The organism is Dactylosporangium sp. CA-092794, assembly GCF_050948465.1.
Taxonomy (GTDB): domain Bacteria; phylum Actinomycetota; class Actinomycetes; order Mycobacteriales; family Micromonosporaceae; genus Dactylosporangium.
Genome location: NZ_CP192044.1, coordinates 3162803 through 3183721, shown reverse-complemented (window position 1 = coordinate 3183721; position 20919 = coordinate 3162803). Strand labels below are relative to the sequence as shown.

The 20919-nt window shown below is 69.1% G+C and carries 25 protein-coding genes; 5 read left to right on the top strand and 20 right to left on the bottom strand.

Annotation, left to right across the window (positions count from 1 at the left end; all coding sequences use genetic code 11):
- Nucleotides 1–54: 54 nt before the first annotated feature.
- Nucleotides 55–408 carry a YciI family protein gene (locus ACQPXD_RS13750; protein ID WP_432838325.1) on the bottom strand — a complete coding sequence of 118 codons (354 nt, stop codon included), beginning with the start codon at nt 406–408 and terminating at the stop codon, nt 55–57.
- Between the two features lie 97 nt (nt 409–505).
- Here ACQPXD_RS13750 and ACQPXD_RS13745 point away from each other — a divergent pair, with 97 nt between their 5' ends.
- Nucleotides 506–1255, top strand: coding sequence for a GntR family transcriptional regulator (locus tag ACQPXD_RS13745; RefSeq protein ID WP_432838323.1), 750 nt, complete (start codon nt 506–508; stop codon nt 1253–1255).
- Between the two features lie 67 nt (nt 1256–1322).
- On the opposite strand, the gene ACQPXD_RS13740 is transcribed toward ACQPXD_RS13745, so the two are convergent.
- The gene (locus ACQPXD_RS13740; RefSeq protein WP_432838321.1) at nt 1323–1850 is read right to left on the bottom strand and encodes a TetR/AcrR family transcriptional regulator; all 528 of its coding nucleotides are present in this window, start codon (nt 1848–1850) and stop codon (nt 1323–1325) included.
- Nucleotides 1851–1919: 69 nt separating this feature from the next.
- Between ACQPXD_RS13740 and ACQPXD_RS13735 the strand changes: the two genes are divergently transcribed.
- Nucleotides 1920–2738: an SDR family NAD(P)-dependent oxidoreductase gene (locus ACQPXD_RS13735; protein WP_432838319.1), complete on the top strand. Its 819-nt coding sequence runs from the start codon at nt 1920–1922 to the stop codon at nt 2736–2738.
- Between the two features lie 184 nt (nt 2739–2922).
- On the opposite strand, the gene ACQPXD_RS13730 is transcribed toward ACQPXD_RS13735, so the two are convergent.
- Genes ACQPXD_RS13730 through ACQPXD_RS13695 form a run of 8 tightly spaced genes read right to left on the bottom strand, consistent with a single transcriptional unit; the run spans nt 2923 to nt 9506 of the window.
- Nucleotides 2923–4125, bottom strand: a complete 1203-nt coding sequence (locus ACQPXD_RS13730) for an epoxide hydrolase family protein (protein ID WP_432838317.1) — start codon at nt 4123–4125, stop codon at nt 2923–2925.
- 44 nt (nt 4126–4169) lie between these two features.
- Nucleotides 4170–4580 (bottom strand): HtaA domain-containing protein, encoded by a 411-nt coding sequence (locus ACQPXD_RS13725; RefSeq protein WP_432838315.1) that lies wholly within the window; start codon nt 4578–4580, stop codon nt 4170–4172.
- A gap of 34 nt (nt 4581–4614) precedes the next feature.
- Complete coding sequence (locus ACQPXD_RS13720; RefSeq protein WP_432838313.1) at nt 4615–5811, bottom strand: cytochrome P450; 1197 nt, start codon at nt 5809–5811, stop codon at nt 4615–4617.
- 28 nt (nt 5812–5839) lie between these two features.
- Complete coding sequence (locus ACQPXD_RS13715; protein WP_432838311.1) at nt 5840–7027, bottom strand: NAD(P)/FAD-dependent oxidoreductase; 1188 nt, start codon at nt 7025–7027, stop codon at nt 5840–5842.
- A 1-nt stretch (nt 7028) separates the two neighbouring features.
- A complete protein-coding gene (locus ACQPXD_RS13710; protein ID WP_432838309.1) occupies nt 7029–7223 on the bottom strand; it encodes a ferredoxin in 195 nt (64 codons plus the stop codon).
- Entirely contained in the window at nt 7220–7714 is a 495-nt protein-coding gene (locus tag ACQPXD_RS13705) for an SRPBCC family protein (RefSeq protein ID WP_432838307.1), read from the bottom strand. The genes ACQPXD_RS13710 and ACQPXD_RS13705 overlap by 4 nt, the downstream gene beginning before the upstream one ends.
- Nucleotides 7711–8625, bottom strand: coding sequence for a fumarylacetoacetate hydrolase family protein (locus ACQPXD_RS13700; protein WP_432838305.1), 915 nt, complete (start codon nt 8623–8625; stop codon nt 7711–7713). The genes ACQPXD_RS13705 and ACQPXD_RS13700 overlap by 4 nt, the downstream gene beginning before the upstream one ends.
- Nucleotides 8622–9506, bottom strand: a complete 885-nt coding sequence (locus ACQPXD_RS13695) for an NAD(P)-dependent oxidoreductase (RefSeq protein WP_432838303.1) — start codon at nt 9504–9506, stop codon at nt 8622–8624. The genes ACQPXD_RS13700 and ACQPXD_RS13695 overlap by 4 nt, the downstream gene beginning before the upstream one ends.
- 311 nt (nt 9507–9817) lie before the next feature.
- Between ACQPXD_RS13695 and ACQPXD_RS13690 the strand changes: the two genes are divergently transcribed.
- A complete protein-coding gene (locus tag ACQPXD_RS13690) occupies nt 9818–10600 on the top strand; it encodes a GntR family transcriptional regulator (protein ID WP_432838301.1) in 783 nt (260 codons plus the stop codon).
- A gap of 35 nt (nt 10601–10635) precedes the next feature.
- Here ACQPXD_RS13690 and ACQPXD_RS13685 read toward each other — a convergent pair whose 3' ends face one another.
- From ACQPXD_RS13685 to ACQPXD_RS13665, 5 genes are all read right to left on the bottom strand, one after another.
- Nucleotides 10636–11487 (bottom strand): alpha/beta fold hydrolase, encoded by an 852-nt coding sequence (locus tag ACQPXD_RS13685; protein WP_432838299.1) that lies wholly within the window; start codon nt 11485–11487, stop codon nt 10636–10638.
- A gap of 27 nt (nt 11488–11514) precedes the next feature.
- Complete coding sequence (locus tag ACQPXD_RS13680; protein ID WP_432838297.1) at nt 11515–12405, bottom strand: VOC family protein; 891 nt, start codon at nt 12403–12405, stop codon at nt 11515–11517.
- Nucleotides 12402–12773: a nuclear transport factor 2 family protein gene (locus ACQPXD_RS13675; RefSeq protein ID WP_432838295.1), complete on the bottom strand. Its 372-nt coding sequence runs from the start codon at nt 12771–12773 to the stop codon at nt 12402–12404. The genes ACQPXD_RS13680 and ACQPXD_RS13675 overlap by 4 nt, the downstream gene beginning before the upstream one ends.
- On the bottom strand, nt 12770–13708 hold the full coding sequence (locus tag ACQPXD_RS13670) for a VOC family protein (RefSeq protein ID WP_432838293.1): 939 nt from the start codon (nt 13706–13708) through the stop codon (nt 12770–12772). Before ACQPXD_RS13670 ends, ACQPXD_RS13675 begins: the two co-directional genes overlap by 4 nt.
- A 151-nt stretch (nt 13709–13859) precedes the next feature.
- Nucleotides 13860–14231 carry a DoxX family protein gene (locus tag ACQPXD_RS13665; RefSeq protein ID WP_432838291.1) on the bottom strand — a complete coding sequence of 124 codons (372 nt, stop codon included), beginning with the start codon at nt 14229–14231 and terminating at the stop codon, nt 13860–13862.
- 88 nt (nt 14232–14319) lie between these two features.
- Between ACQPXD_RS13665 and ACQPXD_RS13660 the strand changes: the two genes are divergently transcribed.
- Complete coding sequence (locus ACQPXD_RS13660; RefSeq protein ID WP_432838289.1) at nt 14320–14808, top strand: MarR family winged helix-turn-helix transcriptional regulator; 489 nt, start codon at nt 14320–14322, stop codon at nt 14806–14808.
- Between the two features lie 132 nt (nt 14809–14940).
- Here the strand turns inward: ACQPXD_RS13660 and ACQPXD_RS13655 are convergent, their stop codons facing one another.
- A complete protein-coding gene (locus tag ACQPXD_RS13655; RefSeq protein ID WP_432838287.1) occupies nt 14941–15573 on the bottom strand; it encodes a class II aldolase/adducin family protein in 633 nt (210 codons plus the stop codon).
- A gap of 62 nt (nt 15574–15635) precedes the next feature.
- Nucleotides 15636–16046, bottom strand: a complete 411-nt coding sequence (locus ACQPXD_RS13650) for a sulfatase-like hydrolase/transferase (RefSeq protein ID WP_432838285.1) — start codon at nt 16044–16046, stop codon at nt 15636–15638.
- A 322-nt stretch (nt 16047–16368) separates the two neighbouring features.
- Between ACQPXD_RS13650 and ACQPXD_RS13645 the strand changes: the two genes are divergently transcribed.
- Nucleotides 16369–18294 carry an NACHT domain-containing protein gene (locus ACQPXD_RS13645; protein WP_432838283.1) on the top strand — a complete coding sequence of 642 codons (1926 nt, stop codon included), beginning with the start codon at nt 16369–16371 and terminating at the stop codon, nt 18292–18294.
- A gap of 171 nt (nt 18295–18465) precedes the next feature.
- Here the strand turns inward: ACQPXD_RS13645 and mltG are convergent, their stop codons facing one another.
- The 3 genes from mltG to ACQPXD_RS13630 form a co-directional block, all read right to left on the bottom strand.
- Nucleotides 18466–19671, bottom strand: a complete 1206-nt coding sequence (gene mltG, locus ACQPXD_RS13640) for an endolytic transglycosylase MltG (protein ID WP_432838281.1) — start codon at nt 19669–19671, stop codon at nt 18466–18468.
- A gap of 282 nt (nt 19672–19953) precedes the next feature.
- The gene (locus tag ACQPXD_RS13635; protein ID WP_432838279.1) at nt 19954–20265 is read right to left on the bottom strand and encodes a hypothetical protein; all 312 of its coding nucleotides are present in this window, start codon (nt 20263–20265) and stop codon (nt 19954–19956) included.
- An 84-nt stretch (nt 20266–20349) separates the two neighbouring features.
- Nucleotides 20350–20883, bottom strand: a complete 534-nt coding sequence (locus ACQPXD_RS13630; protein WP_432838277.1) for a MaoC family dehydratase — start codon at nt 20881–20883, stop codon at nt 20350–20352.
- Nucleotides 20884–20919: the final 36 nt, after the last annotated feature.

Genomic DNA, 20919 nt, shown 5'->3' with positions numbered 1-20919 from the left:
CCGGTCGGACACGGCAGGAACTCAGATATTCGAACCCGGGGCCTGCGTCACAGCTCACATCCACTCGTAGGTAGCGGTGCCCAGCGAGATCTGGACGCGTATCGCGCCCTCGTTGACGCGCCACCCGTAGACCTCGGCGGTGCGTAGACCGGCTCGGACGAACGGGTCGCCCAGCGCGATCGCGCGTGCCTCCTCGGCGCTGCCGGCGCGCAGGACCGTGACTCCGGAGCCGGGCCGGACATCGGGCCCGCTGGTCAGCGGTCCGGACAGGAAGACCACGCCGTCGGCCTCGAGCTTGAGCAGCCAGTCGAGGTGCTCCTCGACGTGCGCCAGGACATCGGCGTCGGTGGTATGCGCGGCGGGAATGGACCTTATGAGCCAGTAGTCGCGCCCAAGCAGATCCGTCATGAACTAAACTGTATGCAGTTTTGCGGGCGCGTCAAGAGTCTGTTTCACGCTTGCGAGGTGTATGCAGTTCCGCCGAGGGATCGGAGAGAATGCCGGCATGGTTCGAATCCCAACGCTCGTGCCGGGCCTCCGCAAGGTGGATCTCCCCGAGGTCCGGCAGGCGATCCCGGCGCTGCACGCGTACCTCCGTCAGTGCGTCCTCGACGGCACACTGACGCCCGGCACCAAGCTGTCGCAGGTGGCCCTGGCCGACCAACTCGGCGTCAGCCGCACGCCCCTTCGCGAGGTGCTGCGCATGCTTCAGGAAGAGGGCCTGGTCGAGATCGAGCCCAACCAGCGCACGCGCGTCGCCGGCCTCGACCCCGAACAGTTGGACGACATCTACGCCAGCCGCATCTTGCTGGAGACGCTCGGTTTGTCGCTCACGCTCGAGTCGTTCACTGCCGCCCACCAGCGCCAGGCCACGCAAGCGCTCACCGCGATGCGCAAGGCGGCCAAGACTGCCGACTTCGCCCAGTGGTTCGACTCGCACGCCCAGTTCCACCGCCTGCTCACCGCCGGCGCCGGCACGGCCTTGCAGAAACAACTCATGATGTTCGCCGATCGTACGATCCGCTATATCCGCATCTACCAGCTGTCCGAGCCAGCCAGCTGGCAAGCCGCCGGCGACGTTGAGCACGCGGCAATCTTGGAAGCGCTAGCGGCCCGCGACCACGAGGCCGCCCTGTCCGGCCTGGCCCACCACCTCGCCCGCACCGCCGAGCGCGTGCTGCGCGACTGCGCCCCCAACTATCCCATGCGAGCCGTCCAGCACGCCCTCGACCTGGTAGAACGCAAAGGCGTCTAGCTTTCTTCAGACTCTGATGACTCCGACTGCCAGCACGATCTATCCACAAGGCCCCGGCCAGGCAGTGTCAGGCGGCCGACACCAAACGCGACAGCGTCCTCGTTACGAAGTCTCGGCAGGCTTCCGCGTCCGGGGGCGTGCCGTCGAAGACCATCCGGCTCATTGTCCAAGCGAAGGCGACCCGCATGGCCTCGCAGACGAGATGCTCATCGACGCGTTCGCCTCGCGCCGCTGCGTACCGCGTCACGGCGGCCGCGTTCGCGCGACACGACGCCTCGAAGGAGCGGCGCATCTGCTCGCGCAAGGCGTCGTCCTGACGGCCGGCCTCGAGTAGCCCGATCAACGCAGGACCGTTCCTGCCAACCAACGTATCCGCCATCGAGGCCAGACAGGCCTCCAGGTCGCCCTCGACGCTGCCGGTGTCCCCCGCTCTGATCGGTGCGCAATCGGCCGCGCGTCGAAGTGCCGACGCCACCAGTTCCGGCTTACCGCCCGGCCACCGACGGTAGAGCGTCGTCTTCGACGCTCGCGCACGGTTGACCACCGCGTCGGTGGTCAGCCGCTCGTACCCGATCTCTGAGATCAGCTCAGTCACCGCGTCGAGGATCGCGTCCGCCCTCGCCTCCCCGCGCTCCGTCACAGGTGTACAGTACCGTATCGTCATGTGTACTGCTTCGTACACATGGCAACCTCAAAGGCGTCCACACAAACGGGTCAATCAATCCAGAAAGGGATCGACGTGTCTGATCTCGCAGGAAAGACAGCCTTGGTGACCGGTGCCACGTCGGGTATCGGCCGGGCTGTCGCGGTGCGGCTCGCAGAAAACGGCGCCGAGGTCGTGGCGCACGGCCGGGACGCACGCCGCGGGGCCGAACTGGTGTCCGCGATCGCCGAGCGGGGTGGCCGGGCGCGATTCGTCGCCGCCGACCTCTCCGCCGCCCAGGACGTCAAGCGGCTGGCGGCCGACGCGGGGCAGGTGGACATCCTGGTGAACAACGCCGGGGTGTACGAGATCGCCTCAACCCCGAACACCAGCTCGGACAGCTTCGACCGACACCTGGCGGTCAACACCCGCGCGCCGTTCCAGCTCGTCGCGGAGCTGGCGCCGGGAATGGTCGAGCGTGGTCACGGCACGATCGTCAATATCAGCTCGACCGTGGCGAACATGACCGGGCCGGTCGGTGCCGTCTACGGCGCGTCGAAGGCGGCGTTGGAGACGCTGACCCGCTACTGGGCCACCGAGTTCGGCGGCTCTGGTATCCGGGTCAACGGGATCGCGCCAGGGGTGGTGCGCACCCCTGGAATGGAGCACGTGCTGGCCGTCCAGGGCGACGTGATGGACCAGTTGTCGGCGCGCGGCCGGATCGGCGACCCGGAAGAGATCGCCGACGTCGTGCTGTTCCTGGTCGCAGACCACAGCAGCTACGTGAACGGGGCCGTGGTGCCCGTGCACGGCGGGGACCGCAGCCTGCTGCCCGGCTGAAAGCCCATTCCAGCCGGGCCAAGACCGGCCAAGGGTGCAACGAGGGTGTCCATGGGCATTCGAGACGAACGGCCTGGACACCCTCGAGACCGCACCGTACGTCAGCACCGATGCGAATGGTTACTCCAGCCGCGCTGCGATCGCTTCCCGGGTCGATGCGTCGTGGGTGGTCGAGCGGACATTGTTACCGGCGGCTTGATTCGCGATGGTCGCTCCGTAGTCCTTCGTCATGGCCGCGGAGGCCCGCAAAGGTGGCTCGAAGGTCGTTCACGAAGTGCTCTGGCTGCTCCCAAGCAGCGAAGTGACCGCCGGCCGGGGCTTCTCCGAAATGGACGAGGTTGGTGTAGCGGCGTTCGGTCCAGCGTCGGGACTTGCGCATGCAGTCTCGTGCCGTCATGGTCACCCCGGTGGGCAATGCGAGGGGGTTGTCCGGGGTGGACGAGGGGTGCCATCCCTCGCGGGCGATCTCCCAGTAGTACCGCGGCGCGGTCGCCGCCGAGCCGGATAACCAGTGCCAGGCGATGTTGTCGAGCAGGTCGTCTGTGGCGAAGCTCGCCTCCGCGTCGCCCGGTGTGCCGCAGGCGTCCTGGAAGATGGCGTATATCCAGGCGGCCAATCCGGTCGGCGAGTCGGCAATTGCGTAGCCGATGGTCTGCGGTCTGGTGGTCTGCTGGGCCGCGTACCCGGCCAGATGCTGCCGATAGTGCTCGGCGTCGGCCAGGGCTTCGAGTTCCGCCGCGTCAGCGGCCTCGATCTCTGCCGCCGTGGGCTGGAACGTGAGCATGTTGAGATGAATCCCGGCCAGGCCGGAGGCCCCTCGGCGGGCGAGTTCCTCAGTGACCGCGCTGCCCAGGTCGCCGCCCTGCGCTCCCCACCGCTGGTATCCCAAGCGCGCCATGAGTGTTTCCCATGCCGCCGCCGTCCGGCTGATTCCCCAGCCGGTCTCGGTCGGCGCGGCGGAGAAGCCGAAGCCCGGCAGCGTGGGCAGCACCAGGTGAAAGGCGTCGGCGGCGCGCCCGCCGTGCGCCTCAGGGGCACTCAGCGCTCCGATCACGTGCCGGAATTCCAGTACCGAACCGGGCCAGCCGTGGGTGAGCAGCAGCGGGAACGCATCATCGTGCCGTGAGCGGATGTGCAGGAAGTCGATGTCGAGTCCGTCGATGCGGGTACGGAACACGCCCCAGTTGTTGAGCATCCGCTCGGCCTGCCGCCAGTCGTGCCGGGTCCGCCAGTGCTCGATGAGGTTCTGGATCTTCGCTGTAGTCGGTCCTTGCTCGATGCCGACGTCGGGACCGGCAGCCGGCCATCGGGTGGCTGCGAGTCGGCCGCGAAGATCGTCAAGCTCCGCTTCGGGAACGTCGATGACAATTGACCGGACATCTCCCATGACGTCCTCCTAAACTATTTGGTGCAGGATCTCGGAATGACGCACTAGAGGCGTATGGCCACCGTGAACGGGTCGAATTGTTCGCCGGGCGGATAGACACCCGAGAACAGATCGGCACCCGCCTCGGTCAGGCGGACGTCGTGCGCCAGCCAGCGCATCTCGGTGGGTGTGTGCCGCGATGTGACAGCGTATTGAGCGATCGGATCCCGTCCGAGCGCCGATGCGATCGTGATGCTTCCCGAGGAGTGCGATAGCTCCAGCTCCGGGGCCGCGATACGGACGTCCAGCGCACCGCCGTGGCCGACGAATCGAACCGCGCCACGCAGGGACACCCTGCCGGCACCGGCTGTGAGGTCGGCGTGGCGTACCGGGAAGACGATCCCTTCGCCAGGCGTGACGTGTGCGCCGTCGCTGAGCACGGCCCGGCCGTCGCTCAGCGAGGCGATGTAGTCCACGAAGCTGCCCCGTATCGCCCAGGTCAGCTGCCCCTCAGGCGGCATGTGCGGGCACGAGGCGCAACGGGAGACGCTCGACCGACAGCCGCGGCCAGGTGAGGCGCTGGACGGGGCCGGCCACCGAGAAGGACGCCGTCCGGCTCAGGAGCTCTTCCAGGACGACCCGCATCTGCATGCGTCCGAGCGGAGCGCCGGGGCAGGAGTGTTGTCCGCGTCCGAACGCCAGGTGCCGGCGCTTGTCCGGGCGGTCGAGGTCGAAGACGTCAGGGTTCTCCCAGGACTTCGGGTCGACGTTCGCGGACCCGTAGTTGAGGAAGACCGCCGAGCCGGCCGGGATCACCGAGCCGGCGACCTCGACGTCGCGCTTCGCCCGGCGCGGCATCTCCTGCTGCGGGCTGTCGAGCCGTACACCTTCCTCGATCGCGTCGGCGATCCGGTCCGGATGTTCGCGCAGGAACTGCTGGGCCTCCTGGTCGCGGGCCAGGCGGTAGACGAGGTTGCCGATGCCGCTGGCGGTGGTGTTGAGTCCGGCCAGAAAGAGCGCGATGACGAGGCCGACCACCTCGTTGTCGGTGAGCGGTGCCCCGTCGAGGCCGGCGGTGACGATCCGGCTGATCGCATCGTCGCCCGGTGCCTCGCGCCGGGCGTTGATCAACGCGAGGAGCGGCGGCGTGACCTCGGCCATGAGCTCTTCGGGCAGACGCTCGCCCGCGTTGCGTACTCCGGCGGCCGTGGCCTTCTCCATCTCGCTGGCCCAACGGCCGTAGAACTTCCACTCGTCGCCGAGTCCGATGAACTCGCACAGCGTGCGTGTGGGGAACTCGTAGGCCAACTGGGCGCCCACGTCGGCGGTGCCCGCGCCGATCATCGCGTCGATCAGCTCGGCCGCGACCGGTCGCATCCGCGTCTCGATGACCGCGATGCGATCAGGACGGAAACAGGAGTTGAACAACCGCTTGTAGGCGCTGTGCTCGGGCGGATCGGACATCAGCGGGAGGATTCTCGGTGCGCCCTCGGGCACGGTGACGCTACTGAAGGCATCCGAGTCCACCGCTGCCTTTTCGGCCTCCTCGTAGGAGAAGATGCCCCACATCACGTTGCCCTCGCCGTCGTCGTAGCGTGCGACGGAACGGTCGGCGAGGATGGTCTCGTAGGCCGACAGAACGGTGTCCGCGGTGCCGGTGGCGACCTCCTGCATCGCGGTGCTCGGCACCCACTCGGTCACGGTCATGATTGCTCCTTCGGTGCGGATCGGGGTGTCAGGCGGAGAGCGGCAGCTGGTCGGGACGGATCGCCACGTGGGCCAGCCGCCGGCGATAGCCCAGGTGTGCGCGGTGGTCGTTGACCGTCGCTGCCGCGACGAGCTGCCCGTCGCGGTGGAATTCGGCGACGAACCGCCCCTGGTCGGGTTCGTCGGCGACCACGGTGACGGCATCCGTGGCCGCCAGCCATCCCACCGCCTTGAGCTTGTAGTGGTACTGGTCGGACCAGAAGGTGGGTATCGAGCGGTGAACCGTGCCGCCGCCCTGGCCGGCGAGGAGATTGGCGGCGGCGGTGATCGCCGTGTCCACCGCGTTGGTCCAGTGCTCGACCCGCCTCGGTGTGCCGGTCCAGGGGTCCGGCCGGGCGGCGACATCACCGATGACGCCGATCTCGGGCGCGCCCACCGCAAGGCAGCGCTCGTCACACCGGACGCCGCCGGACACCAGTTCGAGACCCGAGTCCGCGAGCCACTCGGTGTTGGGCACGGCTCCGATGCCGATCACCACGAGGTCGGCGTCGAACACGCGGCCGTCGACCAGCCGCACGCCGCTCACCCGGTCGGCACCGAGGAACTGCTCGACCTCGATGCCCAGGTGGATGGCGACGCCGGCGTCCTCGTGCCACGCACGGGCGCGCTCGCCGAGCTCCGCACCGAGCGGAGTCATCAGCTGCTCGGCCGTGTCCAGCAGGACGACATCGAGACCGAGCGCGCGGAGCGTCGCGGCGATCTCGCATCCGATGAAGCCGCCCCCGACGATCACCGCGCGACGCGACTCGCGTGCGGCCGCCCGCAGCTTCCGGGCGTCATCGAGCGTCCGGACCATGTGGACGCCGACCGGCGGGACGGGCGCCGGCCAGGGCCGTGCGCGGCAGCCGGTGGCCACGAGCAGCCGCTCGTACCCGAGCCGGCGTCCGTCGTCGAGCGTGACGTGGCGGCCGGCGACGTCCAGTCGCACCGCACTGCGGCCGAGGAGCCACGTCGCGTCCAGGCCGGCGGTGTCGAACCGGCAGGAGTCGTCGGGGACCGCACCGCGCAACAGGTCCTTGGACAGCGGTGGCCGGTTGTACGGGCCGTGTGCCTCGTCGCCCACGATCGTCAGCGCGCCCTCGTAACCACGCTGTCGTAGTGACTCCGCCGCGCGCAGGCCGGCCAGGCCCGCGCCGACGACAACGACGCCGGTCATGTCAGCCCTCGATCAGGATGGCTGCCACGGGGCACATCGCCGCGGCCCGTTCCACTGCGGCGCGTCGTGCACCGTCCGGAAACTCGTCACGGACGAGGGCCACGTCCGAGTCGTCCGGCAGATCGAAGACATCGGGCGCCTCGATGACACACTCCCCGTGCCCGTTGCACCGCGCGGAATCCACGATGACTTTCATGTCTGCGCCGCCGTCGCCGGATCGCCGGCCCGCTCCTCGCGAGCGATCCGCCTGATGGCCTCCAAAGTGGACTGGACGGCTTTGAGATAGTCGCCGGTCATGGTGTCGGCGTACTCCTTCTCCTCCCGGGAGCCGCCGGCCGCCCCCGAGACCGTCAGCGCGAAGCTGAAGCGCAGCCGGAGGTCACCGGTGGCCTCGCCCGCTTCGATCTCATTGGCAATGGTGCCGAGGACCGGGCCGGACAGGCGGGTGAACACCACCCGGTGCGGCTCCTCGAGCGTGATGCGCTCGACGAACCGGTCGCCCCGGAAGTCGATCTCCCGGTCGAAGACGGTCGGAGAGATCGTGCCGATCACTTCGCAGTACGTCATGTTGGGGACGAAGGGCAGGGCGTTGTTGGCCTTGAGGACCAGCCCCTGCCAGACCGCCGTCCGGTCGAGCACCGGCTCGCCGGGTTCGTTGACGGGGCGTACGTGGGACACGAAAATCATGCTTCTGCTCCTGGCTCGTAGACGGTGTTCTGAATGGCGCCCAGGCCGTCGATGGCCACCCGGACCACGTCGCCGTGGCGCAGGTAGCGGCCACGGGGCGCGCCCACCCCGGAGGGAGTGCCCGTCGCTATCACGTCACCGGGCTGCAGGGTCATCACCTGACTGGCCTCCGCGATGAGCTCGGCGACCGTGCAGATCATGTCCCCGGTCGTCTCGTCCTGTTGCAGTTCGCCGTTGACCCACAGCTGCATCCGCAGGTCCTGCGGCTCGGGCACGAAGAAGGCCGGGGTCAGGCCGGGCCCCATGGGGAAGGAACTGTCGATCGCCTTCGAGGCGACCCAGTCGTAGCGGAACGGCGCTCCCGGCACCACCGTCCGCTCGTGGCGCGCGCGAGCCGTCACGTCGTTGGCCACGGCGTACGCGGCCACGTGGCCGAGCGCGTCCGCGGCCGGGATCGCCCGCCCGCCGCGCCCGATGACCACGGCGAGCTCAGCCTCCCAGTCGTAGCGGGCGAGTTCCGGGTCGTGGACGACGATGGGGTCGTCAGGCCCCACGATGGTCGTCGTCGGCGGCTTGAGGAAGAAGAACGGTCGCCATCCTTCGGCGGGGACCTCGGCGCCCATCTCCCGGATGTGCCGCCGGTAGTTGACCCCGGCGCAGATGAGCTTGCGGGGATACCGCAGCGGCGCCAGGAGCTCCTCCGCCGCCACGCTCGGCGCTCCCTCGAATCGCAGCTGCCGCAGCACCGGCTCGGCGGCTTCCCAGTCGTCGAGCAGGTCGAGCATCGTGTCCCACTGCTTGAGTTCCGGAGGGGCGACGACGGTCCCGTCCCGCAGCAGTACCGCAGCCGATGCCGCGTCACCGTCGCGATAGGAGATGAGCGACCACGGCTGGGTGTACGCCGTGCTCATCGGAGAGTCTCGGCGCCCGCGAGGGCCTGCTGACCCGCGATCTGATCGTGTACGCAGGCGATGTCCAGCTCCGACCAGCCGTCGGCGACCGCCTTGTCGAAGATCTCCTTGCTGGCGGTGAACACGGGCGCGTCGAGGCCGAGCGTACCGATGAACTCCTCGGCCTGTTCGAGGATCGCGTGCAGCGTCTCCACCGGTCCGGGAGCAGGCAGCCAGGCCCGCCGGCGCATCACCGGACCGCGCTGGGCCAGCAGCGCCGACCCGGCGATCGACCCGTCCAGCACCTGCTGCGCGAGCTCGAGGTCCAGACCCGCCAGGCGCGCCGTCACGATCGCCTCGGCGGCCGCCACCACGTGGGTCGCCATCAGCATCGTGGAGATGTACTTCATCGTCGCGCCGGCACCGAAGCCGCCGACGTTGACCCACGGTCCGGACACCGCTGTCAGCACGTCACTCACCCGCTCGACGCTGGCCTGTTCGCCCGAGGCGAAGACCTTCACCAGGCGGGCCCGCACCATGCCGGGGCTCCCGCTCACCGGCGCGTCGAGCAGGTCGCCGCCCTGCGCCCGGACGGCGTCGCGGAGGCTGCGCTTGGCCTCGACGTCGACGGTGCTCATCTCCACGTGGACGGTGCCCGGCCGCAGCGAGCGGAGGGTGCCGTCCGGGCCGCCGATGACGCGTTCGACGGCGGCGATGTCGGGAAGGATCGACAGCAGGACGTCACTGCTCGCGGCGACCTCCGCCGGGCTGCCGGCGACGACACCGCCGGCGCTCGCCAGCTCCGGCGAGCCGCTGCGCCGGTATCCGATGACCGCAAAGCCGCGCTCGAGCAGGTTCTGCGCGATCGGGAGCCCCATCCGGCCGAGGCCGATGACTCCCACGGTGCGCGGCTGTGATGCCGCTTCTACGTTCACAGCGTTCTCACTTCCAGTCGAAGGTCCCGGCACCCACCAGGAATCGGATCTGCGGGCTGCCCTCGTTGAGGCGCCGGCGCCAGAGCTCGCGTGCGCAAGCCCTTGTGTACGAACGGATCCTCCGCGGCCCGGGAGACGAGCCGGTGGTCCCGGCCGGAAGGCCGGTGGTCAGGGCCGGGAGTTCCACGACCCATATCAAAAGTGTATGCAGTTTTGCAGGCCCGTCAAGGTTTCGGGCTCGTGTCCGCCGATGTAACGACGTGAGGAATGATTGGTCCATGCCACGCACCACGCTGATCCCGGGCATCGAGAAGGTCGACATCCCGGAGCCCCGCCAGGCGATCCCCTATGTCCACGCGTACCTGCGCGACCGGATCCTCGACGGAACGCTGCAGCCGGGTTCCAAACTGTCCCAGGTGACCCTGGCGCAACAGCTGGGGGTGAGCAGAACTCCGCTGCGTGAGGTGGTGCGCCTGCTGCAGAACGAGGGGTTGGTCACGGTCGAGCCGAACCAGCGTACGCGGGTCGCCGAGCTTGACCCCGAGGAGCTGGACGAGGTCTACGGCAGCCGCATCCTGCTGGAGGTCCTGGGCATCACCTTGACCATCGACCGGTTCGACACGCAGTGCCGGCGCACGGCGCAGAAGCAACTGAAGCAGATGCGGGCCTGCGCCAAACGCGGCGACATCGAGGGCTGGATCGACGTCCACGCGGAATTCCACCGCACCCTGACCGCCGGAGCGGGCGCCACGCTCCAACGCCAACTGCGGCTGCACGCCGACCAGGCCGCGCGCTACATCAGGATCTATCAGGCGCGAGAGCCCCGGACATGGGACGCGGCCGGCGACCGCGAGCACGCCGAGATCCTCGACGCCCTCATCGAGCGCCGGTTGAGTGACGTCACCAGCGGTCTGGCCCACCACCTCGCCCGGACGGCACTGCACGTGCTGGCGGACTGCGCTCCCGGGTACGAGCCGCGCGCCGTGCCGCAGGCGGTGGCGATGGTGGACAACAACGAAGCGGCTTGGCATGCCACGCTCGCCGCCGTCGCGTCGGCCTGAAGCGCCTCAGCGGCGGCTCCAGGCCGACGCCCATCTCAGCCGGCCCGAGGGTGATCGAGGAACGAGCTGACGACGCTGAGGAAGTCGGCCGTTTTCTCGATCATCGTCCAGTGGCCGCAGCCGGAGAGCAGGTGCAGCCGGCTGTCGGGCAGCGCGGCCAGCAGCGGCTCGCTCGAGTCCCGCCACGGCATCACCCGATCGTCGCGGCCGTGCACCATCAGCACCGGTTGCTCGATCGCGGCCAGTTCCACCCCGCTGAGTGCGAGATCGTCCACCCACCGCTGCCGTGGCGGCGGGAACATGGCCGCCCACGACTCCTGGACGGCGGTCTGCAGGCTCGCCCGGTACCGCATCTCCACGAGATCGTCGGTGATCAGCGACTTGTCGTAGGCGAACAGATCGATGACCGCGCGCATGTTGTCCAGGCCGGGCGCATATCCCCAGACGGCGTCGAGGCCCGCCGGGAGGGTCATGGCCACGCCCATCGGGCCCATGAGGACCACCCGGCGCACTCCCGTCGGGCGGGCCAGCGCCAACGAGAGCGCGATGGCGCCGCCCATGGAGTTGCCGATCACGTCGACGGTTCCGACGCCGAGGGTGTCGAGCAGCGCCTCGGCGTGACCGGTCCAGGCCGCCCGGCCGAACTGGCGGTCCTCCCCCGTCGCCGTGCCGCCGAAGCCGAGCTGGTCGGGTGCGATCACACGACGCGTACGCGCCAGGGCCGGAATGACCGCGCGCCAGTTGGCCGTGGCGGTGACGCCCGGCCCCGACCCGTGGAGCAGGAGCAGCGGTGGGTGTCCGGTGTCGGCGGCCGGCACGCCGGTGTCGATGACGGTCGTGGCGACACCGCCGACGTCGATCCTCACGGTCTCGATGTGCAGTGACATGGATGCTCCGCGTCAGAGGTCGATGCGCTAGCGTACGGAGGTTTTGACGACCTGGCGTTGGGTCGACACTCGCTTGGTGGGACCGAGCCACATGTCGATGGATCCGGGCTCCGCCGGGTCGAAGGTGCGGGGTCGCCAACCGGCCTCGTCCTCGATGCGGCGCACCCCGAAGGAGTACTCGTAGGTGAACCCCTCGGGGCCGAGGAAGTAGAGGAAGATCGCCGTCGACTGCGGGTGCCGGCCCGGCCCCTGTTCGATCTGGACGTCGTGATCCTGCAGGAAATGCCAGTTCCGGAAGACGTCGTCGATCGTGGCCACCTGGAAGTTCATGTGACACAGCCCCGGTTCGTCGCCCCGGAAGACGGCCAGCTTGTGGTGGACCGGGTCGATCCGCATCAGGCAGGCGCTGTCCCCGAGCCAGTCGGAGACCCGCGCGTTGAAGGTACCGTTCCAGAAACGGTATGCCTCGTGCACATCCGGTGCGTCCAGGCACAGGTGCCCGAACTCGGTGATACCGGCGGTGCGGGTCAGGGCGACCGGCCGCGTGATCGTTTCCTGCTGGCTCACCAGCTCGAGGTGGTTGCCGAACGGATCGTCGAAGCCGATGAACTCGCGGACCCGACGCGAGCGGGCTTCCTCGGCCGAGCCGCGCGTGACCTGGAAGCCCCTGCTCTCGAGTTCGGTCTCCGCGAGGGCCAGGGCGTCGGAGTCGGCGACCTCGAATCCCGATGCGAGGACGCCGGACGGCCCCTCGACCAGGGCGAGGCAGTGGTGCCGGTGATCGGCACGCAGATGGGCGACCCCGCGCTCCGAAGACTCGACGAGCTCCAGCCCGACGATGCCGGTGGCGAACCAGGTGGCGCGGTCGAGGTCGGCGACCCCGGAGCGGACGTAAGCGATGTCGATCAGCTCGATCATGCGTACACCGGAGTCAGGTCGATGTAGATCCGCCAGTCCCGCACCTTGTCGCCCTCGAAGGTGAGGATGTCGGCGTTGGGCACGGTGACCGACTTCCCGTCGAGGCGGGTGTAGACGATGTCCACCTTCGCGATCGCGATGTCGCCGTCGACGTAGACCTGGCGGACGTCGTGGCGCATGCCTGCGATCGTCGTGTAGAAACCCCGGACGCCTTCCGCGACGGCGTCCCGTCCCACGACGGGATCGTTGTTGCCGAACTGGAAGACGACGTCCTCGGTGAGATGGCGGACGAAGTTGGCGGGGTCGAGGGTGTCGATGCCGGCGAAGATCGTCTTGACGTCCTGGGCCATCGTCTGTGCGTTGGTCATGGTGTGCTCCTGTCCGTTCGTGGGTGGATGGAAGGTGTGGCCGGCTCGCGGTTCTGCAGGAACTCCGGTGGTGGCGGCGCTCCCCACAGATGTGGCGGTACGTCGAATTCCTGGGCGACCCAGCAGTCGTCGATCTGGTCGATGTCGGAGAACCACTCGATCCATGAGCCCCAGGGGTCGGGGATGTAGTGGAAGAAGTTCGAGCCCACCGTGTGCCGTCCGAGGCCCCAGCCCGCGGCTCGTCCCCGCGAGCGCATGCGGTCGGCGCCGAGCGCTATCGCGTCGATGGAGGGGACCTCGAAGCTGGCGTGGTGGAAGCCGCGGTGGCTGCTGCGGATGAACCCGAAGACGTGGTGGTCACCGGGCCCCGCGTTGAGGAAGGTGACCAGGCCCTTGATCCGATCGCTGACCCGGAGGTCCAGCACGGTGGTGTAGAAGGCTTCCATCGCCTCCGGCTGAGCGGTGAACAGCAGCGAGTGGCCCAGCCGTTGCGGTGTCGTGTCCTTGGTCAGCTCGGTCCAGGCCCGCTGCCCGACGCGGTCGCGCCGCCCGCCGACGTTCGCCGCGATGCCAGTGACCGCCCGCGCGGGCGCAGGGTCTTTCTCGATCAGCTGGACGGGCGTTCCGTCCGGGTCGGCCACCCACAGGCCCTCGCCGCTCGCGCCGGCGGGCGGCTCTGCCAGGACGGGCGCCCCGGCGCTCTCCAGACGCTCCCGTAGCGCGTCCAACTGACCGTCGGCCACGGTAAACGTGACGTGTTGGAGACGCTTGTGATCGGCTCGGATCATCCGAACCTGCTCCTGGTCCCGTCCGGGGCAGGAGGCGATGAGGGCGCCGTCCTTGTCGGTGGTCTCGAGGCCGAAGTCGTTGAGGAAACCGTCCGCGACCTCGAGGTCCGGAACCTCCAATGCGTAGTGATGCAATCCGGTGATCATGACACTCCTTCCCAAAACTGCATACACTTTACGTCGCTGCGGCACGTATGACTAGAGAGCGAAATGGATTGGCAGGGAGCAGGAACTCCTCACGCCCCCGAGGACGAGGCGCCGGAGCCGCGGGGCGCCGCCGCGGCCCCCGTCACCCCGATCAGAACGCGTACGGCCCGAACCGGCCCCACGCCACCACCGCGGCCAGGATCAGCAGCACCCCGCTCGGCGCCAGCGCCGGGAACTCACCACGCCGCAGATGCATCACCACCGCGCCGACCATCACCAGCACCAGCCCGGCCGCGGCGACCGGAACCAGCACCGGCACGACGCCAATCGCGGCCGGCAGGATCACACCGACCGCGCCCAGCACCTCCAGCACACCGATCACCGTCGGAGCCCACAGCGGCGCATCCGCCGCCCACGGCTGAGCGGCGACGTACTTCTCCCGCGGCAGGACGAGCTTGAACACACCGGAGAACAGGAAACCGGCCGCGACCAGCCCAGCGACGACCCAGAGAGCGATGTTCATGATTCCCCATCAGGCGAGATGACTTAAACAGTGAAGTTGAAGGTAGCCGCGGTGAGTTCAACATGCAAGTCGTTGTTATGATGTCGGCGTGACCGACGAACCCCGCTGGCTGGACCAGGACGAGCAGAACACCTGGGTGACACTGTTCTCCGTGCTGGTGCGCCTCCCCGGCACGCTCGACGCCCAGCTCCAGCGCGACGCCGGAATCAACCTCTTCGAGTACATGACCCTCGCCGGACTCTCCGTGGCGCCGGAGCGCCGGCTGCGGATGAGCCTGCTCGCGGCCATCTCCGAGGGCTCGCTCCCCCGCCTCTCGCAGGCCATCGGCCGGCTGGAGAAGCGGGGCTGGGTGCGCCGCTCCCCCGACCCCGACGACGGCCGCTACACGCTCGCCATCCTCACCGACGAGGGCCTGGAGAAGGTCGTCGAGACCGCACCCGGCCACGTCGCCGAGGTCCGCCGCCTGGTCTTCGACCCGCTGACCAAGGCACAACCCCGGCAGCTGCACGACATCTGCGGACGCATCATGCGCACCGTCGACCCGGACGGCCCGTACCCCGGCGCCCGCCCTTACTAGACGCCACCTTTCGGCAAGGTCGTCGATCGCGGCCACCGCGGGGACAGGCCCGCCTCTACCACTGCCCGCACAGCCGGACCGGTTGAGCGGTCCGCACAGGTCCGTCCGGCGAGTGGGTGCGCCGCGGGGCGGTTACCGGGCGAGGTTCTGCCACAGCCGGGGCAGCAGCGATGCGGCGGTGCCTTGCCACGCCAGCACCTCGTCCTCGGACAGGGCGTGAGGCGTTCCGGCGGCGGCAGCGCGCAGCCAGGTATCGCAGGCCACCTCGACCAGCCACATACGGGTCACGGCGAGGCCGGGCGACGTGTCGACCGTCAATGCGCCGTTCCCTCGCAGCAGCAGCGCCGAGCCGGGACCCAGGGCCGAGGCTGCCGCCTGAGCGAGTTGCCGGGTGCGCAGCAGCTGGGCGGGCCGATGCACCGGGATCGTGGTGCCCAGCCACGCGGCCTGGCCGTGCAGGGCCGGGATGCGGTCCGCCGTCGCGGCCGCCGGAAAGGCAGCGGGAGGCATCGCACGAGCGATTGCCGTGACGTTGGGACGACTGCGATAGATCTCCAGGTGTGCCCACGTCTCCGGGGGTACACCCGCCGGGAGTGCCTCCGTGCCGATATCGAGATGGCGCAGGTCGCCGACGGTGACCGTCGCGAGGTCGGCGGGAGGCGTGATCGTCACAGTGTCGCCGGTGCGCACCGAGACGTGCCCGAAGGCCGTCACGAGGCCCTGCCGGGCGAGGGTGTGCGCAGCCGTGACGAGTTCGTCGAGCATGGCGGTCTCCCTGCTGTTCGTGCACCCACAGTGGAATAAGTGTATGCAGTTTAGCCGCCACATCACGAGCCGATGCCAAGCCTTCGCCCGTGAACCCGGACAGGTCGGGGCTCGACCGATCCATCTCGGTCGTCATGGCTGAGCACGACTGTCACCTGGGGGGTGGCGAGTCCTTCGGCCAGGTACTCGATGATGATGTCGGGGCCGGGTTTGTCTTCGCCCCAGGCCAGTCGCAGCAGGCTGCGTCCGGCGGTGTTGGCCGGCGCAGCGTCGGCGAGGTCCACCAGCGTGGGCAACAGGTCCGGCAGGGAGACCGGCTGCTGGACGCGGCGCGGCGCAAACGTGGCGGGCGCGTGGATGATCAGCGGGATGCGCGCGGACGGCTCGAACGGCGACATCTTGTACCAGAGTCCGCACTCGCCGAGCATGTCGCCGTGGTCGGAGGTGACGATGACGATCGTGTCGTCGCGCAATCCGAGCCGCTCCAGCCGGGCGACGAATCGCCGGCTCGCTCGACGGCTGGGAAATCCTGGCGCCCGGCGCCGTGCCGCTGAGGGAATGGCATCCGGACCCCGACGAGGACGACGCACTGTCGATCCCGGCTGTCAGGGTCGTAGCCCGGAAACGTCCCTGCGACATGCTGTCGCGAATCTTCGGTCGGTGATCGTCGGCTTGGTTGTCCGATGATGCGGCGCCGCGGGTGCGGGGTTGGCGTCGACCGGTCATGATGGCGCGGTGCCAGCAGACGGTTGTCGGACACGCCCGCGGTGGTGGATGCTCGGTGGGACAGCGGCGGTGGTCGCGCTGGTCGGGATGCTGGTGTTCCTGGCTACCGGTGCGCCGTCGTGGCTGGCGACCGCTGACCAGTTGGGTAGCGTTGCTGGCGCCGTGCTGGCCGCAGCCGCGTTGGTCGTCACGGTGGTGCTGGGGCACAACGCGGCACGGGCGGCGCCGGCCGACCTGGCTGCGATCGTGCGGGATGCGGCCGATGGGCTGGCCGGGCAGGTCGCCCGGCAGTGGTACCGGGAGGCCCAGGCACGCGGTCTGCTGCGGCCGGGCCCGATCCGGGTACGGTGGTCCTCGACCGGCCGGCCGGTGGCGGCAGCGCCTGCCGAAGTCTTTGGCTCTGCGGTAGGGCGGGTGACTCGGCTTCGGCTGCACGGCGACGTCACCGAAATCGCCGATGTATGGCAGCGGCTGCCCGCCCGGCAGTTGGTGGTTATCGGTGCGCCGGGAGCCGGCAAGACGTCGGCGGCCGTGCTGCTGGTCCACCGGTTGCTGCAACGCCGGGAGTCCGGCGACCCGGTGCCGGTACTGTTCAACCTGGCCGGTTGGGATCCGACCGGCACGCATCTGGACACCTGGTTGGCCCAGCGCCTGGCCACCCAGTACCCGCACCTGACTGCCCGGGCAGCGCAAGGCCGGACCACTGCACGAATCCTGGTCGACCAGACCGCGATCGTGCCGGTGCTCGACGGCCTGGATGAGATGCCCGACGCCCTGCGCCCGGCCGCGATCGCGGCGCTGACCAATGCGGTCGGCCCGCACCAGCCGCTGGTGCTGACCTGCCGGGCGCAGGAGTACCAGGACGTCATCGCCGGCTCCGGCACGCCGCTGGCCCGCGCTGTCGTGGTCGAGATCGAGCCCGTCACCGCCGCGCAGGCCGCAGACTACCTACCCACCGGGCAGGTCGACGGGCATGATCGGTGGAAACCGGTGATCGCACACCTGCGGGCCCAGCCGGACGGAGCCCTCGCGCAGGCGTTGGCGACACCGCTGATGGTGTATCTGGCTCGGACCGTCTACAGCCCAGTCCGCGCGGACCCCGCGGACCTAGTCACGGTAACCGATGCGAACGCCATCCAGCAGCACCTGCTCCGTGCGTACTTGCCTGCCGTCTACGGCCCGGGCACCCCCATCCGTGACGATGACCTGCCGGCCCAGCGAGACTACGCGCCGCAGCAGGCCGAGCGGTGGCTGGCCTTCCTTGCCCGCCATCTGGATCAGCAACGCACCCGCGACCTGGCCTGGTGGCACCTCGTCGACGCCATCGGCGGGCACCGGCCGGCCGGCCTGCGTCGAGGCGTGGCCGGGTTCGCGGTCGGTCTCCTGACCAGGATCGCGGTCACGGCGCTGCGCATCACCGATTTCCCGGGCGATCCCGCCAGCCATCATCGGCCACGCCGAACGCATCTGCGGCGCGGCGAATGCGCGGCCATGCTCACCAACGGGATCGCCTTCGGATTTTTGATCGGGCCGAAGAGCGGGTTGGCGGCCGGGATCGTCGCCGGCGTCGGCGGCATATTCTCGCGCAAGCTCGGCTTCGGGCCGGCCGGGATGGCATCGCCGACCGAACTGCTCGATCCACGCCTTGCCTACCGGCGTGACCGCACGGCGCTGCTCACCGACGGGCTTTCCGCCGGGACCGCGCTCGGTATCGCGCTCGGATTCTTGGTCGGCGACCAGTTCGGGTTCGCGAACGGGCTGATGGCCGCGCTCATGATCGGATTCGCGGCCGGTCTCCTGCTCGGGCTGCAATACGCGTGGGCACGGCTGCAGGTAGCCCGGTGCCTGCTGGCCGCGTCCGGCGAACTGCCATGGTCGTTGATGGACTTCCTGGACGACGCCTACCGCCGCGGCGTCCTGCGGCGGGTAGGCGCCGAGTACCAGTTCCGCCACGCCCGCCTCCAGGACCACCTCGCCACGCGGGACGTACGGTAGCCGCGCGATAGCTCCGCCATGAGATAGCTGGCCGCCCGGGCGAACGCTGCACCGCGACGTGCCGAGCGTCTGGCCCGGCAGGCTGCGCGGCCATGCGGACGTCACCGCTGCGGGACTCATGGGCTGGGCGTGAGCGGCTCCCCCGGCCGCCGACCTGAGCGACCCGGCCCATCAGCAGAGGGGTATGCCGTTCTTGCACGCCTGCTGGACGTTCCTGTCGTGCTCGGCGACAGTGTCGGCGAACGCCGACTTTCCGGACTTGTCGATCACCACGAAGAACAGCCAGTTCTTCCCCGGCGTCGGGTTCATCGCGCCGAGCAGCGCCTCCTTCCCCGGGCTGTTGATCGGTCCAATCGGCAGCCCAGTCTTGCTCACCGTGTTGTACGGGTTAGCCTGGTCGTCGAGCTCAGCGTTGGAGAGCTTGCCGGAGTGCTTCGGGTCCTTGCCGTTGATCTCCAGCCAATAATTAGCGGTGACATCGAACTGCAACGGGATCTTCGCCTTGTACGCACGGTTGTAGGCGACCCGGGCGATGTGCGGCAGGTCCTCCTCGACCCCCGCCTCGGCCTGCGACAGCGACGCGACGATCAGCGCCTCGTACGGACTGACCGACAGCGCGGACTGCACGTTGTCGACGAAGCCGATCTCGTTGGCGACCTTGAGGAACTGGCCGACCATCTCCTTGAGGACCGACTCGGCGGTCGAGCCGGGCGCGAACTCGTAACTGAGCGGGTAGAGAAAGCCCTCGACCGACTTCTTCGACGGCTTGCCGTCCCGGCGGGTGAACCACGAGTCCGGCACGCCGAGCGCCACCGGGTCCTTCGCCGCCGCCTCGAAGTCGGCGTACGGGATGCCGGTCGACTTCTCCAGCTCCTTGAACGTCGCCACATACGACAGCCCCTCGCGCAGCGTCGTACGGTTCACAACCTTGTTACCGAGGTCGAGCAGCATCGACAGCGCGTCCGCCGCACGCATCCGGCTGCGCAGCCGGTACGTGCCGGGCTGAATCGCGGTGCTCCGCGGCTCACGGTCGGCGGCCTGGACGAACGCCTTGACGCTCTTCACCACGCCCTTGTCGAGCAGGGTCTGCGCAATGACGAACGCGGTGTCGCCCGGCTTGACCTCGACGATCACCTCGCCGGTACCGCCGGTGTCGTAGTCGGGCGCAGCGCGCAGGTTCTGCAACCGGCCAGCACCGAGGTACACCCCGGCCGCGACGCTCCCGAGGACCGCCAGCACCAGCAGCGTCGCCAGAAATGCCCGCGACCCCCGGCGTCTGCGGGCTCGCGCCTCGCTTCGCGCGACGGCACGGTGCTGCCATTGACGGCGCCGCTCATCCCCGTCATCCCACGTCAGGTCGAGCTCGTCGAACTGCACGCCCGCCTCCGCGCGTCACCCCGGCCCGCCAGCCGTCCGTCGCAAACAGCGTAGGTACGACGGCGCCGATGGACATCCTCCTGAATGGTGAGCACGACCGGACCCCACGGCCAAATGATCCCCACCCCGGCTACTCGGCTCGACAGGCAGCAATGCGGTCACCGCCTGTCCCAGAAGGTGGTCTGTTGCCAGGCCACGGGCGTCGCCGCGGTCAGCTGACCCCGCCGCTTCCCCGGCACCCTCCACGAACGCCCCGCCCGAAGTTCGGGCGGGCCGTTCCTGCTACTCGCGTGCCTGCAGCTGCTCGCGGCCCTGCGTGATTCCTCCGCGGGGTCGGCGAGCCGGATCGCGCCGACGCCGGGCGGGACGGTCACGGCGACCACCGTGCCGGGCGGCCGCGGCCCGGTCGGTGCTGACCTGCGCCGGGGCCGGGTCGTGGAACCCCCGGCCGCGCCATTGGCCCGGTGCGGCGCCGATCAGGCCGTAGAGGTCGAGGCCGCGGTAGACCTCGATCGGCCGGGTGAGCATGCCGCCGGCCATCGCGGCGTCGATGTCCTCGGCGACCTTGCCCAACTCGGGGTACTGACCGGGCATCCGGTGCTGGTCGCGAAGGTGCCGCTCCAGCACGAAGCAGCCGGGCTCGCCGTAACCACGTCTGAGTAATTCCGCTCAGATCAGTCAAACAGGGCGACGGGCGACGAAGTTCACGGCGACGAACATCGCCGGCACCGCGCCCTCCTGATTGATGAGTTCCGCTTTCGTACGGACCAGACCGCGATCAGGTTTCGATTGGGAAAGGCGAGTCTCTACTATCGTGGTGCGCAGCTTCAGCCGATCGCCAGGCCGGACAGGAGCGCTCCAGCGCAACTCGTCCAGACCCGGCGAGGCCAGGCTCGCCACCTTGGTCAGGTAGTGGTCGGCGAAAAGACGCATCATCATGCCCCCGACGTGCCAGCCGCTGGCGATGAGCCCACCAAACTGGCTGTTTGCAGCGGCATCGGGGTCTATGTGGAAGGACTGGGGGTCGAAACGCCTTGCGAAATCGACGACCTCGGCCTCCTCGACCTCGTAGTAGCCATACTCGTAGACCGCTCCTTGCGTGTAGTCCTCGAAATACCGGTCCTCGATTGGGCAGGCAAAGTCCGCATCGCTCAGCGTGCGGCTGGGTTCGGACTGGCGACGGGGCTCGGTGAAGATCGGTTGGTACACCATGACGCCAGCCTTCCAGCAAAACACTTCACGATGACC